Genomic DNA, 13,109 nt, shown 5'->3' with positions numbered 1-13,109 from the left:
AAACCTGTCACATGGGTTACAAGACGCAATGTGTCGCGCGGGAGAGGCATGGAGCGCGCCGCCACGTTTCCGGCAGGAATGGATTGATGCTGCAGCTAGTGGCCGGCGTTGAGCTTCCCTGCCAGTCTTTCGCGCATCTGGACACTGGCGGAGTTCAGGCCGATCAGCTCCACTCCGCGGCCGTGCCTGCGGTATTTCTCGGTGACGGCGTCCAGGACGGCGATGGTGGAGGCGTCCCAGAGGTGCGAGGCGTGGAGATCGATGATGACACGGTCCACTGTGGGCGCGGAATCGCGGGCGTATTCGAACTGGGTGTAGAGGTCGTTGGAGGAGGCGAAGAACAGCTCTCCGTCCACCGTGTAGGTCGCGACTGTCTGGCCGTTGATCTCGATCTCCGTACGCTCCACCGTTGCGAAATGGGCAACCCGCCGGGCGAACATGGCCATGGCCGCGAGTACCCCGACCCCCACCCCGATCGCCAGGTTGTGGGTGGCCACCACGGTGCCCACGGTGATGACCATGACGGCGGTCTCCGATTTGGGCATCCGCTTGAGCGTCTTCGGGGCGACGGAGTGCCAGTCGAAGGTGATGGCGGAGACGAAAATCATCACGGCCACCAGCGCTGCCATCGGGATCAGGCCCACAATGTCACCCAGCGTCACCACCAAGACCAGCAGGAAGACGCCGGCGAGGAACGTGGAGACCCGGCTGCGGGCGCCGGATCCCTTGACGTTGATCATGGTCTGGCCGATCACTGCGCAGCCACCCATGCCGCCCAGGAAGCCGGTGATGATGTTCGCCACGCCCTGGCCCCAGGATTCGCGGGTCTTGTTGGAGCGGGTGTCCGTGATGTCGTCAACGAGTTTGGCCGTCATGAGCGATTCAAGCAGGCCCACCAGCGCCATCGACAGTGCGAACGGGGCGATGGTCTGCAGCGTTTCCAACGTCAGGGGCACATTGGGAATGAAGAAGGTGGGCAGGCTTTCGGGGAGTGCACCCTTGTCCTGGACGGCCGGAACGTCGATGTTGGCCAGCACCGCGAACAGCGTGAGAGCGACGATCGCCACGAGCGGGGATGGCACGGCCGACGTCAGCCGCGGGAGCGCAACGACGATCACCAGGCCAACCGCCACGAGCGGATACACCAGCCACGGAACGTTGATCAGCTCCGGCAGCTGCGCCATGAACACGAGGATGGCCAGCGCGTTCACGAACCCCACCATCACCGAGCGCGGAATGAAGCGCATCAGCCTGGTGACGCCCAGGAGCGCCAGCAGGATCTGGAAGACCCCCGCCAGGATCACCGCGGCGATCAGGTAGTCCAGGCCGTGGCTCCGCATCAGCGGGGCGATCACCAGGGCAACCGCGCCGGTGGCGGCGGAGATCATGGCGGGCCGGCCGCCCACGAAGGAGATGGTGACGGCCATGGTGAACGATGCGAACAGCCCGATCCGGGGATCCACGCCGGCAATGACGGAGAACGCAATGGCCTCGGGGATCAGGGCCAGCGCCACCACCAGCCCGGCCAGGGCTTCAGTCTTGAGGCGGCGCGGGGAACGGAGCGTAGCCCGGACGGATTGGAGTTGTTCGGGCTTCATCTGTTCCTATGGCTTGGTCTGGCGGTAGCGCTCGATCTGCTTCAGCCGCCGCAGGAGGCTGTCGCGCCGGGGGTGCGGAACGACGTCGGGCGCCTCCGCGGTGAGGTCAATATGTTTGGTGCCGTACTGCCACAGCAGCAGGTCATCCAGCAGCCGGTCCGGGCCGGGGGAGTACCTGTGGTCCAGCGCCTTGCGGACTTCGGTGATCCGGTTGGCGCTGAGCAGCCCGGCAAGCTGCACGGTCTGGTTGAGGCCGTGGGCCGCCATCAGCTCGGCCGCCCAGCCCCAGTCATCATCCACTTTACGGTCCACGTGCGGCAGGAGCGTACGCCAGACGTCGCGGATCCGGTTCGGCGTGAGCTGCGCGGCACCCTCTCCGTCCATGTCCCAGTAGCCGCGGACTTCCTCGTAGCGCTCGTGCAGGTCCGCGAACGCGCCCTCCACTGTCTCCAGCATGGCGGCAGTGGCGGTGAACTGCCGGTCGAAATGGGGAGTCCAGGCGCGGGGGTCCTCGGCCTTGAAGCGAATATCGTGCTCGATCTCGCTCCAGGCGTGGGCAAAAACGGTACGGATCTGGCATTCGAAAAAGTAGCTGCCGTTGGGCTGGATGTCCGGGTTGAACGCCTGCTGATACTCCTTGACCGCCTCGTTCTGGATGGTCCGCAGGATCAGGTGGCGGCTGGAGTAGCCGTAGGTGCCGGACTCGATGGAACCGATGTCCTTTTCGCGGTCGCCGCGGCAGTCAAACAGCTGGCGCTGGCGCTTGATCAGGTTGGCTACCACGGCGTTCTCCGCCGGAAGCTTGGTGATGACGCGGACGCCCACCATGTCATTGAGGGTCCGGAACGGGTCCGGGAACTTCAGGACGGGCGGTCCGCCCGGTTCCAGCGGTTCTTCCGTCCGGGAGATTTTTTCCTTGAACGACTCCACGGATTTGGTGCGGCCGGTGACGAACAGGGGTGTCACCTCGGTGTCCTTGAGCATGCTCCGCAACGTGAGCAGGACTTCGCGCGTGACCAGCTTGAGGGCAGGCCGGACCCGCTCGTAGAGCTCCACGTTTTGCTGCACGGACTCGCGCAGGCCTGCGTCCAGGCGGTCCCAGTTGGTAGCCATGTTTCCAGCTTACGGGTGGCGTATGACAGCCAGGCGAGGTGACACTCCTGCGGACCGCCGTTGAACGGCGCGCCGCGGAACGCTTCAAGGCGCCGCCGCGACGGTGGCGGGCGCAAGCTGACAGCCGCCCAAGGTAGGCTCGGCACATGGCTGATCTGCGGCGTCGGACCCTGCTTTTACGGGGATTGCCCGTCGCAGCAGCGGTGACACCGGGGGCACTGTCCGCTTCCTGTTCGTCGGGCCCCGAAGGAGGACGCAGTGAAGCGGCACAAGTACCAGTACGGCGGTGACCCCAGCCAGTGGGGTGAGCTCTTCCTGCCGGAGGCCCTGGGGACCCGGGGCGTGGTGGTGGTGATCCACGGCGGGTACTGGCGCTCGCAGTACGGCGCCGAGCTGGGCGAGCCGCTTGCCCGGGACCTTGCCATGCACGGAATGCCGGCCTGGAACCTGGAGTACCGGCGCGCCGGCAACGGCGGCGGCTGGCCGCACACCTTCGAGGATGTCCTGGCGGGGATCGACAAGCTCAGGGACGTCGCCGGGATCCACGGGTTCGGCCTGGACAAAGTGGTGGCCCTGGGCCACTCGGCCGGCGGGCATCTCGCCGTCTGGGCGGCCGGCCGGCCCAGGCTGGGCCAGCTCGGTGCGCCCGACGCGGACCGCCAGCTGCGGCGGAAGACTGACGACGACGGCGCCGTGCAGCTCACCGGGGTGGTCAGCCAGGCCGGCCTGCTGAACCTGGCCGCCGCCGAAAAACTCAACCTCAGCAACGGTGCCGTCAGCAACCTGCTGGGCGGGTCGTCGGGAAAGTACCCGAAGCGCCACAAATTTTCGGACCCCATGAGCGCCATCCCGCTGCGGGTCCCCGTATACGCCGTCCACGGCAGCGACGACGAAGATGTGCCCCCGAGCCAGTCCGAATCCTACGCCCGGGCGGCCAGGGCCGCGGGCGGACCTGTCCAGCTGCTGAAGGTGCCGGGCGACCACTTTTCCCTGATCGACCCCAAGGCGCCGGCCTACCGGAAGTGCCGGGATCTGGTCCAGGAACTCCTGAACTGAGCCGGCGTTCCCTTAGACTGGACGAAGGTGCGCCGGGAAGTCTGGTCGGCATGACTTTGTCGACTCAACGTTTAGGACACTCATGAGCCACATGCCACCGCCCACGCCCGCCGCAAAACCCCGCTTCACCGTCCTCGGCTACGGCAGCTACGCGGAATCGCTGCGCATCGGCGAAATCCTGCGCAAGGAAACGGTGGGCGGCGCGTTACTGGTTGCGGCTGCCGTGATTGCCCTGGTCTGGGCGAATTCACCTCTCTCCGCCAGCTACTTCGCCTTGCGGGACTTCCGGATCGGCTACGAACCCTGGCACCTCGAGCTCAGCCTGGGGGCCTGGGCCGCCGACGGCCTGCTGGCCATCTTCTTCTTCCTGGTGGGCCTGGAGCTCAAGCGTGAGTTCGTGGCGGGCGACCTGCGGCAGCTCAGCAAATCGGTGGTGCCCGTGGCGGCCGCCGCCGGCGGCGTTCTGGTCCCGGCCCTGATATATGCCGCAGTGAACATATACAGCCCGGAAACCCTGCGCGGCTGGGCCATTCCCACGGCCACGGACATCGCGTTTGCCGTGGCTGTGCTGGCCATTATCGGCTCGCACCTGCCCAGTGCCCTGCGCATCTTCCTGCTCACCCTGGCCGTGGTGGACGATCTGATTGCCATCAGCATCATCGCGTTCTTCTACTCGAGCGACATCCAGCCGGCCCCGTTGCTGCTCGCCCTCATCCCGCTGGCGCTCTACACCTTCCTGGCGCAGAAGTACCGCCGCTTTTTCGGCACCCACTTCATGGCGGCCTGGGCCATCCTCCTGCCGCTCGGCATTGCCACCTGGGCACTGGTGCACGCGTCCGGCATCCACGCCACCGTGGCCGGCGTGCTGCTGGGATTCGCCGTGCCGGTGCTTCGGTCCAAGGCCAGCGGCGGCCCGGAGGCCGGGCCGGGCCTTGCCGAAATCTTCGAGCACCGCTTCCGGCCCATCTCCGCCGGAGTCGCCGTCCCCATCTTTGCCTTCTTCTCTGCCGGCGTGGCCGTCGGCGGCTGGGAAGGGCTGGGCTCCGCCTTGGCCGACCCCGTGGCCATCGGCATCATCATGGCCCTCGTTTTGGGCAAGCCCGTCGGCATCATGGGCACCACGTGGATCCTCACCAAAGCCACCAGGGCCCGGCTGGACGGATCCTTCAAGTGGATCGATGTCTTTGGAGTCTCGCTCCTGGCCGGAATCGGCTTCACCGTGTCCCTGCTGGTCGCGGAACTCAGCTTCGGCCACGGCAGCCTGCATGACGACCACGCGAAAGTGGGCATCCTGGCCGCGTCGCTTCTCGCAGCAATCCTGGCCACCGTGGTGCTGCGGACCAGGAACCGCCAGTACCGCCTGGCCGAGGAGCGGGAGAAAGTTGACTCGGACCAGGACGGCATCCCGGACGTCTACGAACACGGAAGCCGCTGACGCCCCAGACATCCCTTGAAACAGCATACCCCTAGGGGTATGCTGTTCGGTATGGCCGGGAAACCGCCGCGCCCCGCCGAGGAGGATGCCATGGACGTCATTGTCATCGATACCCCGCAGCTGGGGGACCGGAGCTACCTGGTGCACGACGGCACGGTGGGCCTTGTCATCGATCCGCAGCGGGACACTGACCGCGTGGAGGCTGCCGCCCGGGAAGCGGGCGTGACCATCACCCATGTCGCTGAAACCCACCTGCACAACGACTACATCACCGGCGGCCCGGAGCTCGCCAAGGCCCACGGTGCGAAGTACCTCGTGAACGCCGCCGACGCGGTACAGTTCGAGCGCGAGGCCATCACCGACGGCCAGGCTGTCCGGGTGGGATCCCTGACCGTAAAGGCCGTCGCCACGCCGGGGCACACCCACACGCACCTCTCGTTCATCGTGGACGACGGCGAACAGCAGGCGGTCTTCTCGGGCGGCAGCCTGCTCTACGGCTCCGTGGGCCGGACGGACCTCGTAGCCGAGGCGGACACGGTGGGCCTGACCCATGACCAGTACGCGTCCGTGCGCAGGCTCGTGGCCGAGGCCCGCCAGGACGCGGCGCTCTTCCCGACGCACGGTTTCGGCTCGTTCTGTTCATCAGGCCCGGCCACCGGAGCCGGTTCCTCCACGGTGGGCGAGCAAGTTACCGCCAACCATGCCCTGACCGACCCGGACGAGGACCACTTCGTCCAGGAACTCATTGCCAACCTCTCCGCGTATCCGTCCTACTACGCCCACATGGGCGCCCGCAACGCCAAGGGACCGGGACCCGCCGACCTCGCCGTCCCGGAGTCCGTGGATCCCGCCGAGCTCACCCGCCGCCTTCACGACGGCGAATGGGTGGTTGACCTCCGCCGTCGCGTGGCTTTCGCCAGCAACCACCTCAAAGGCAGCGTCAGCTTCGAATACGGGCGCGGCTCCAACTTCACCACGTACGTGGGCTGGGTCCTGCCCTGGGAAGAGAAGCTCACCCTGGTGGGATCGCATGACGACGTCGAAAAAGCCATCCGCGACCTTTCCCGCATCGGCATCGATTCGCCGGATGCCGCCGTCGGAACCGAACCGCAGGCGCTGGCGCCGGGTGCCGCCGTCGCCTCCTATCCGCGCGTGGGCTGGGACGGCCTGCTGGCGGGCCGCGGCGAAAGCGACACGGTCCTGGATGTTCGCCGCGCGGACGAGTTTACGGCGTCGCACGTGGCCGGAGCAGTCAATGTCCCGGTGCACCAGCTCCTGGCCCGCATGGACGAAGTGCCCGCCGGGAAGCTGTGGGTCCACTGCGGAACCGGCTACCGGGCCGGAGTCGCCGCCAGCCTGCTGCAGCGTGCGGGCAGGGACGTGGTGCACCTGGACGCGAGATTCGGCGACGCAGAGGCGGCCGGAGTCCAGCTGGCCGGTGTCCAGCAGGACGCGGCCAGGCCGGAGAAGGCCAAAACGGGAGCGCGCGCGGCCCCGTTCTCTGGCAGAGTATGAGGATGCTCACAGTTATTGGCGAAGGCCTGGTCGACGTTGTCCAACGCTCCTCGGGAATCGAAGCCCACGTGGGCGGCAGCCCGCTCAACGTGGCGGTGGGACTGGCCAGGCTGGACCATCCCGTGCAGTTCATTGGCAGGTTCGGACGCGACGCCTACGGCGAGTCCGTGGCCGCCCACTTGAAATCCAGTTCGGTCATGGTGCCGCAAGGCCCGGATGCCCTGCCAACCAGCGTCGCCACCGCCCTGATCGACGACGACGGCGCCGCCACCTATACGTTCGATCTCGCCTGGGAGCTCCCCGGGCTCAGCGGCCGGCTGCCGTTCATGCTGCAGGGCACAACCCTGGTGCACACCGGTTCCATAGCCACCATGCTGGCGCCGGGCGCCGCCGAGGTGCTTGCCGCCGTCGAGCACGCCCATCCGTCCGCCACCATCAGCTTCGACCCCAATTGCCGTCCCAGCATCATCACCGACGTGGATTATGCCCGGCGGCAGGCGGAAAAGTTCGTTTCGCTGGCGGATGTGGTGAAGGCCTCCGACGAGGACCTCGAATGGCTGTACCCCGGCGTGGACGTCCTTGATTCGGCCCGGCGGTGGCTCTCCCTGGGCGGTTCCGAAGGGCCCGCGCTGGTGGTGGTCACCCGCGGTGCGGCAGGCCCCTGGGGCATCACCGCCGCCGGTGAAGCCGAGTTCCCTGCCCCCAAGGTTGATGTGGCAGACACCGTCGGTGCAGGGGATTCCTTCATGGCCGCGCTGATTTCCGGGCTGGTGGACCGGGGCCTGGACGGTGCCCAGAACCGGAAGGAGCTCCGTGAATTCCCGGCCGAATCGCTCCGTGACCTGTTGGCCCATGCCGCCTGGGCAGCCGCCGTAACGGTGTCCCGTCCCGGGGCCAACCCGCCCACCAGGGCCGAGCTCAACCAGTTCGAGCTCGAGAGCCTGGAACGCGAGGGCTTGGAACGCGAGGGCTTGGAACGCGACGGCTTGGAACGCGATGCCGCGGAGCTCGCCGAAGACAACCTGAGGAATGCCGACTCCACCAGCAACTGAAAGGCAGCACATGTCTTCCCACGACTCCCCGTCCCTGCGCGTCAGCAGCGGGTCCTTCCATGACGGCCAAACGCTGCCGCCCGCCCAGCGCAGCGGCAAGATGCGCGCCGGCGGCAAGGACGAGTCGCCGCAACTGAGCTGGAGCGGCGCGCCGGAGGGCACCAAGGGCTACGCGGTCACCATGTTCGATCCCGATGCCCCGGGCCGCGGCGGATTCTGGCACTGGGCAGTGCTGGACGTCCCCGCCGGCGTAACCTCGCTTCCCGCCGGAGCAGGGGCGGAGGGCGGCCGGTTCCTTCCCGCCGGTGCGGTGCAGCTGAAGAACGACGGCGGTTTCCACGGCTACCTGGGGGCCGCGGCGCCGCCGGGCCACGGGCCGCACCGCTACGTCGTCACGGTGTACGCCCTGGACGTGGAGCACCTCGGGCTGGACGCCGGTTTCAGCCCGGCCAAGCTCGAGCCGAAGCTGGCGCCGCACGTGCTGGCCCGCGGGACGATCACGGGCATCTTCGAACGCTGAGCCCGCCGAAGTCGCCGGAAACCTGCGGGATCGCCGGAAATTTCCGGCGATCGGGCACGGTTCCGGCGAATTCGCGGCTCAGGGCCCCACGTAGACTGGCACTATGCGGCTGGTAGCAAGTGACATTGACGGAACGATCCTCGGGCATGACGGCAAGATTAGTGACCGTACCATCCGCGCCTTCCACGCCTGCCGTGATGCCGGCGTCGAACTGGTATTCGTGACCGGACGGCCGCCCCGCTGGCTGCACCCCCTGGAGGACCAGCTGGGCCACTCCGGAACGGTGATCTGCTCCAACGGCGCCGTGGTGTGGGACCTTGAGGAAGGCCGCCTGGTCTCCGCCCGCACCCTTGCCTTGGACGCGGTCTTCGAAACGCGCCGCATCATCAAGCAGCTGCGGCCCTCCGCGCTGTTCGCCGCGGAAACGCTCACCGGATTCCACCTCGAACCGGGTTTCATCGAAAATGACTCCAGCGAACTGCTGTCCGAGTTCACCCCGGCTCCGCTGGCCAGCACGCTGACAGCGGACGACGCCGTGGTCAAGTTCCTCGCAATTGTCCGTCAAGGCACCGCCGACGAATTCCTCGCCGAGGTCTCACCCGCTGTCGCACACCTCGCGTCGGCCACTCACTCGGCGCCCACCGTGGCCATGCTGGAGCTGGCAGTGCCGGGCGTCAACAAGGCCGTGACCCTGGCCGAATACGCCGCCACCCTGGGGATCGCCGCCGCCGACGTGGTGGCATTCGGGGACATGCCCAACGATATCGAGATGCTGCGCTGGGCAGGCGACGGCTACGCGATGGCCAGCGGCCACCCGGAGGCCATCCGCGCCGCGGGGCAGCAGGCACCCCATTTCGACGACGACGGCGTGGCCCAGATCCTCGAAGCCAAACTCGCCGTACTTGGTGTCAAGCCCCTCTAGGCGGGCGTCAGGCAGTGGCTGAGTCCCAACCCTTCTTCGCGGCCGGAAGCCCTTCGGCACGGATTGCCATGGCACACCGCGGGTACTCGCCGGACGGACTGGAAAACTCGATGGCAGCCTTCCGCTCCGCCGTCGAACTTGGGTACCGGTATCTGGAAACGGATGTCCACACCACCGCCGACGGCGTGCTGCTGGTGTTCCATGACCCCTCGCTGGACCGTGTCACGGACGGGGCGGGACGCATCTCCCGGCTCCCGGCCGGGACGATTGCCCAGGCAAGGATCGGGGGAGTGGAGCCCATCCCGCTCTTCACGGAGCTGGTGTCAGCCTTCCCCGGCGTGCGGCTGAACCTCGACGTCAAGGACTGGAGCTCTGTTGCCAGCCTCGCCGCGGCCATTGAGCGGTACGGCGTCCACGACCAGGTACTGATTGCCAGCTTCTCCGATCGCCGGCGGCGGGCCGTAATCAGGCTACTGAGCCGGCCGGTTGCCGGGTCGGCGGGGATCGTATCCAACGCGCTCTTCACGGTGCTGGGGCCGGTGCTCCCGGCCCGGTTCATACGGCGGGCACTGCGGGGTGTGCATGCGCTTCAGGTGCCGGTCAGATACGGTGCCGTCCGGGTGGTGACTCCGGGCTTCGTCCGCCGGGCCCACCGGCACGGACTGCAGGTCCACGTGTGGACCATCAACGATCCCGCGGAAATGCGCCGGCTCCTTGACCTCGGCGTGGACGGAATCGTCACCGACCGCGCGGATCTCCTCAAGCAGGTGCTCCAGGAGCGGGGGCAGTGGGACTAGCGGGACTGGCCGCCGTGGTGTGATGCCCGCTGTGCGTCCAGTACCCGTGCGAACTCGTCCGCAGGGACCGGCCGCCCGAAGTAGTACCCCTGGGCGCTGACGCAGCCGATGCCGGCCAGGTGCTGTGCCTGTTCCGCGGTCTCCACGCCTTCCCAGACTGCCTCCAGGCCGCAGGCCCGGATGAGCTGGAGGATCGCGGCAATCAGGGCCGGCTGGGCCGGGTCAGTGCCGAGGTCCTTCAGCAGGGAGCGGTCCACCTTGACCTTGTCCACGGGCAGCCTGCGCAGATAGCTGATGGAGGAATAGCCCGTGCCGAAGTCATCGATTTCCAGCCCCACACCGAGCTTCCGCAGGCTGTTCAGGGAGTACCGGTCCAGTTCGTTGCCGCTGACGATGGCGCCCTCGGTCAGCTCGAGCACAAGCAGTTCCGGGTTGAGTTCCGCCCCGATGAGGGCATCACGGACCTCCTCGATGAACTCGAGGCGCTGAAGGTCCGTGGGCGAGATGTTGATCCGCATGGAGAAGTCGTCACCTGCGTAGGACGCTGCGCGCCAGTCCCGGAGCTGTCCGACGGCGGCGCGGAGCACCCAGCCGCCCAGCTCGGAAATGAGTCCGGCGTCCTCCGCGAGCGGAATGAATTCATCCGGCATCACCATGCCACGGGACGGGTGGTTCCAGCGGACCAAGGCCTCCGCGCCCTCGATCCTGCCCGTGGCGAGCTCAACCACGGGCTGGTAGTAAAGCACCAGCTGGGATTCCGTAATTGCCGTTCGCAGGTCCTCAATCAGCTGGCTTCGCAACTGGCGCGCGTGCAGCATGGCCGGTGCGAAGACCTTGAGCCTGTTGCGGCCGTCAGCTTTGGACGCGTACATCGCCACGTCGGCTTCCATCAGCAGCTGTTCCGCGCTCTGGCCGGCCCCGCCGATGCACAGCCCCATGCTGGCACCGCAGTGGACGGCGTCGTTCTCGAGCTCCACCTGGTCGTCCAGGGCCGCAAGGACGCGGTTGCCCACGCTCGCGGCCCGCGCCAGTGTGGTGGCCGGCATCAGCACGGCAAATTCATCGCCGCCCAGACGGGCCACGGTGTCCGTGTCGCGGACGGACTCTTTGATGCGCTCGCCGACTGCGGCCAGTACCTGGTCCCCGGCCGCGTGCCCGAGGGTGTCGTTGACGCCCTTGAAGGCGTCAAGGTCCAGCAGGAGGACGGCGGGGGGCAGGCCGCCCTGCTCCGTCTCCGTCAGGGCCTCGTTGAGGGCGCCGACCAGGGCCACCCGGTTCGACAGGCCCGTCAGGGAGTCGGTGAGCGCCATCTTCCGCATTTCCAGATGGGCTTCATTGAGGAGCCGGGTGCGCAGTTCCACCCGCTGTTCAAGCTCCTGGTACATGATCTGCAGATCCTCGGCGAGGAGGTTGGTGCCCATGATGACGGCATCCAGTTCGTCCCTGGCGGGGGATACTTCGATTCTGGAGTGGAGTTCGCCTGCGGCGAGGCGGACTATTCCGTCCAGCAGCTTGCCCAGGCGTGGATCACCGTCAGTGAACATAGGCATGTTCCTTCAACCAAGAGATCGCCTCGGCTTCGGATGTGAAATACCCGGCAGGCCGCGACGTGAAGCCGCCGCCGAGGATGAAATGGGCCAGGATCCGGTCCACCGGTGTCTGGCCGAGCAAAGCCCAGGCCGCCACAGTGGTGAGGCTGCCGAAAACAGCCCTGGCCGCCCTGCTGACGGACGCCACATCCGTCACGTCCATGAGTACAGCCACCATGGAACCGGCCGGCGGGACCTGGAGTTTCGCGGCCAGCAAGCGGGCTGAGGGCTCATCCAGGTGTTCGTCCCGGGGGAGCACGATCTTGATGATTTGATCGTGCACCAATCCAAGCGGCTGAGACATTCTTCCCCCGACTAAGTGAGAGGAGGCTTTTGGCCCCTCTAGCACCACCAGGACTTCGATGATGCCGTGTGACTAAAAATACACTGTCAACCCGCGTCCGGAGTCCCCTAGCTGACGCCGGCCGCAAATCCCCGAACCTGGGCGCTCCGTTCCGAGGCCGCCGCCTCGTCAAAGAGCGCCGCCGCGTCCTCCAGCCGCTGCAGGCCCTCGCCGTTTTCGCCGTTGGCAAGCAGGGCCTTTCCCAGGAGGAATGAGGCCTCGCCGGCGGTTTGGGTGGCCAAAATACCGGATTCGGTGCAGAGCGGCCTGAGCATGTTGATTGCCGTGGCCATGTCGCCCGTAAGGAAGTGCCAGTGCGCCCGGGCAAACGACATTTCCAGCAGGTCCCGGTCGCTGCCGCCCACCACCTCGGTAGCCAGTTCGGCCCGCTCGATGCACCGGAGCGTGGCTGGTTCGGTGAGCTCCGCCTCCAGCCGCATCACCGCTGAGGCGCGGTTGAACCTCGCCCAGAGGTCCACGTCCTTCGACGGCGAGAGGCTGTCGGCAGCCATGTCGTGGTAGCGGCCGCCCTCCGCGAGCCTGCCGCTGAGGAACGCGACGTTGCCGATCACCCAGTAGGCTTTGCCGGCGGTGTCCTCGTCCACGAGGTCCGTCAGCAGGCCCTCAAGCAATAGGCACTGGTCCCACGCTTCATCGAGCCTGCGGCTTTCGGCGAGGGCGGCAATGAGGGCCCTTTGGGCTTCCACGTGGAGGTAGACGTATTCGGCGTTGCCGGCCACGAGGTTCGCGGCGGTGGCCGCTGCCGAGACAGCATCCGGGAGCCTCCCGAGGCCCTGCTGCGCGACCGCCAGCAGCGTGTAGGCGCGGGCGGCCAGCAAGGGATGGTCCGAGGAAAGGGGGGACTCGGCAAGGGACTTGGCGACTTCCAGGCACTCGGCGATCGATCCTTCGTCGCGGAGGCACTCGGCTTTGAGGTAGATCATATTCCACCAGCCGGAATGGTCTCCGGTTTCGAGGGCCAGCGCCGCAGCTGCGGCGGCCTGGGCTTTTGCGCCGGCGTAATCGCGATTTCTTGCGCTTTCGCGTGCCTGCAGCTCGGCCACTACGTAAGGAGTCAATTTCCGGGGAGTCGGCATTTTCCAATTATCCACCTGTGTGGCCTCTCGGACAGCCTGGAAGCCTACTATTCTCTTCGTATTACTTCGCTT

At 67.0% G+C, this 13,109-nt stretch carries 12 protein-coding genes; 7 read left to right on the top strand and 5 right to left on the bottom strand.

Going from position 1 to position 13,109, the window contains the following annotated elements:
• Positions 1–95 precede the first annotated feature (95 nt).
• Both AC1DRE_RS05885 and AC1DRE_RS05880 read right to left on the bottom strand, forming a co-directional pair.
• Complete coding sequence (locus AC1DRE_RS05885) at positions 96–1,598, bottom strand: SulP family inorganic anion transporter (protein ID WP_476983746.1); 1,503 nt, start codon at positions 1,596–1,598, stop codon at positions 96–98.
• A gap of 6 nt (positions 1,599–1,604) precedes the next feature.
• On the bottom strand, positions 1,605–2,711 hold the full coding sequence (locus AC1DRE_RS05880; protein WP_476983745.1) for a GTP pyrophosphokinase: 1,107 nt from the start codon (positions 2,709–2,711) through the stop codon (positions 1,605–1,607).
• A 258-nt stretch (positions 2,712–2,969) separates the two neighbouring features.
• Between AC1DRE_RS05880 and AC1DRE_RS05875 the strand changes: the two genes are divergently transcribed.
• From AC1DRE_RS05875 to AC1DRE_RS05845, 7 genes are all read left to right on the top strand, one after another.
• Positions 2,970–3,767 (top strand): alpha/beta hydrolase, encoded by a 798-nt coding sequence (locus AC1DRE_RS05875; RefSeq protein ID WP_476983744.1) that lies wholly within the window; start codon positions 2,970–2,972, stop codon positions 3,765–3,767.
• An 82-nt stretch (positions 3,768–3,849) separates the two neighbouring features.
• Complete coding sequence (gene nhaA / locus AC1DRE_RS05870) at positions 3,850–5,202, top strand: Na+/H+ antiporter NhaA (protein WP_476983743.1); 1,353 nt, start codon at positions 3,850–3,852, stop codon at positions 5,200–5,202.
• Between the two features lie 90 nt (positions 5,203–5,292).
• On the top strand, positions 5,293–6,717 hold the full coding sequence (locus AC1DRE_RS05865) for an MBL fold metallo-hydrolase (protein ID WP_476983889.1): 1,425 nt from the start codon (positions 5,293–5,295) through the stop codon (positions 6,715–6,717).
• Between the two features lie 2 nt (positions 6,718–6,719).
• The gene (locus AC1DRE_RS05860) at positions 6,720–7,769 is read left to right on the top strand and encodes a carbohydrate kinase family protein (protein WP_476983742.1); all 1,050 of its coding nucleotides are present in this window, start codon (positions 6,720–6,722) and stop codon (positions 7,767–7,769) included.
• A 10-nt stretch (positions 7,770–7,779) separates the two neighbouring features.
• Positions 7,780–8,289 (top strand): YbhB/YbcL family Raf kinase inhibitor-like protein, encoded by a 510-nt coding sequence (locus tag AC1DRE_RS05855; RefSeq protein ID WP_476983741.1) that lies wholly within the window; start codon positions 7,780–7,782, stop codon positions 8,287–8,289.
• A gap of 103 nt (positions 8,290–8,392) precedes the next feature.
• Positions 8,393–9,211: an HAD family hydrolase gene (locus AC1DRE_RS05850; protein WP_476983740.1), complete on the top strand. Its 819-nt coding sequence runs from the start codon at positions 8,393–8,395 to the stop codon at positions 9,209–9,211.
• 68 nt (positions 9,212–9,279) lie between these two features.
• Positions 9,280–10,008: a glycerophosphodiester phosphodiesterase family protein gene (locus AC1DRE_RS05845; RefSeq protein WP_476983888.1), complete on the top strand. Its 729-nt coding sequence runs from the start codon at positions 9,280–9,282 to the stop codon at positions 10,006–10,008.
• Here the strand turns inward: AC1DRE_RS05845 and AC1DRE_RS05840 are convergent.
• The 3 genes from AC1DRE_RS05840 to AC1DRE_RS05830 all read right to left on the bottom strand — a co-directional run bounded on the left by AC1DRE_RS05840 (position 10,005) and on the right by AC1DRE_RS05830 (position 13,037).
• Complete coding sequence (locus tag AC1DRE_RS05840) at positions 10,005–11,552, bottom strand: putative bifunctional diguanylate cyclase/phosphodiesterase (protein WP_476983739.1); 1,548 nt, start codon at positions 11,550–11,552, stop codon at positions 10,005–10,007. The genes AC1DRE_RS05845 and AC1DRE_RS05840 overlap by 4 nt on opposite strands.
• Positions 11,542–11,880 carry a DUF7793 family protein gene (locus AC1DRE_RS05835; protein WP_476983738.1) on the bottom strand — a complete coding sequence of 113 codons (339 nt, stop codon included), beginning with the start codon at positions 11,878–11,880 and terminating at the stop codon, positions 11,542–11,544. The genes AC1DRE_RS05840 and AC1DRE_RS05835 overlap by 11 nt, the downstream gene beginning before the upstream one ends.
• 128 nt (positions 11,881–12,008) lie before the next feature.
• Positions 12,009–13,037: a hypothetical protein gene (locus AC1DRE_RS05830; RefSeq protein ID WP_476983737.1), complete on the bottom strand. Its 1,029-nt coding sequence runs from the start codon at positions 13,035–13,037 to the stop codon at positions 12,009–12,011.
• Between the last annotated feature and the right edge of the window lie 72 nt (positions 13,038–13,109).

Source organism: Arthrobacter sp. P4_H3 (assembly GCF_056400885.1).
This window is presented reverse-complemented; position numbering and strand designations above follow the sequence as displayed.

What these genes read in the sequence shown, in the direction of transcription:
- AC1DRE_RS05885 (WP_476983746.1), bottom strand. Translation starts at nt 1,598, where the DNA reads ATGAAGCCCGAACAACTCCAATCCGTCCGGGCTACGCTCCGTTCCCCG.
- AC1DRE_RS05880 (WP_476983745.1), bottom strand. Translation starts at nt 2,711, where the DNA reads ATGGCTACCAACTGGGACCGCCTGGACGCAGGCCTGCGCGAGTCCGTG.
- nhaA (WP_476983743.1), top strand. Translation starts at nt 3,850, where the DNA reads ATGAGCCACATGCCACCGCCCACGCCCGCCGCAAAACCCCGCTTCACC.
- AC1DRE_RS05865 (WP_476983889.1), top strand. Translation starts at nt 5,293, where the DNA reads ATGGACGTCATTGTCATCGATACCCCGCAGCTGGGGGACCGGAGCTAC.
- AC1DRE_RS05860 (WP_476983742.1), top strand. Translation starts at nt 6,720, where the DNA reads ATGCTCACAGTTATTGGCGAAGGCCTGGTCGACGTTGTCCAACGCTCC.
- AC1DRE_RS05855 (WP_476983741.1), top strand. Translation starts at nt 7,780, where the DNA reads ATGTCTTCCCACGACTCCCCGTCCCTGCGCGTCAGCAGCGGGTCCTTC.
- AC1DRE_RS05850 (WP_476983740.1), top strand. Translation starts at nt 8,393, where the DNA reads ATGCGGCTGGTAGCAAGTGACATTGACGGAACGATCCTCGGGCATGAC.
- AC1DRE_RS05845 (WP_476983888.1), top strand. Translation starts at nt 9,280, where the DNA reads ATGGCACACCGCGGGTACTCGCCGGACGGACTGGAAAACTCGATGGCA.
- AC1DRE_RS05840 (WP_476983739.1), bottom strand. Translation starts at nt 11,552, where the DNA reads ATGTTCACTGACGGTGATCCACGCCTGGGCAAGCTGCTGGACGGAATA.
- AC1DRE_RS05830 (WP_476983737.1), bottom strand. Translation starts at nt 13,037, where the DNA reads ATGCCGACTCCCCGGAAATTGACTCCTTACGTAGTGGCCGAGCTGCAG.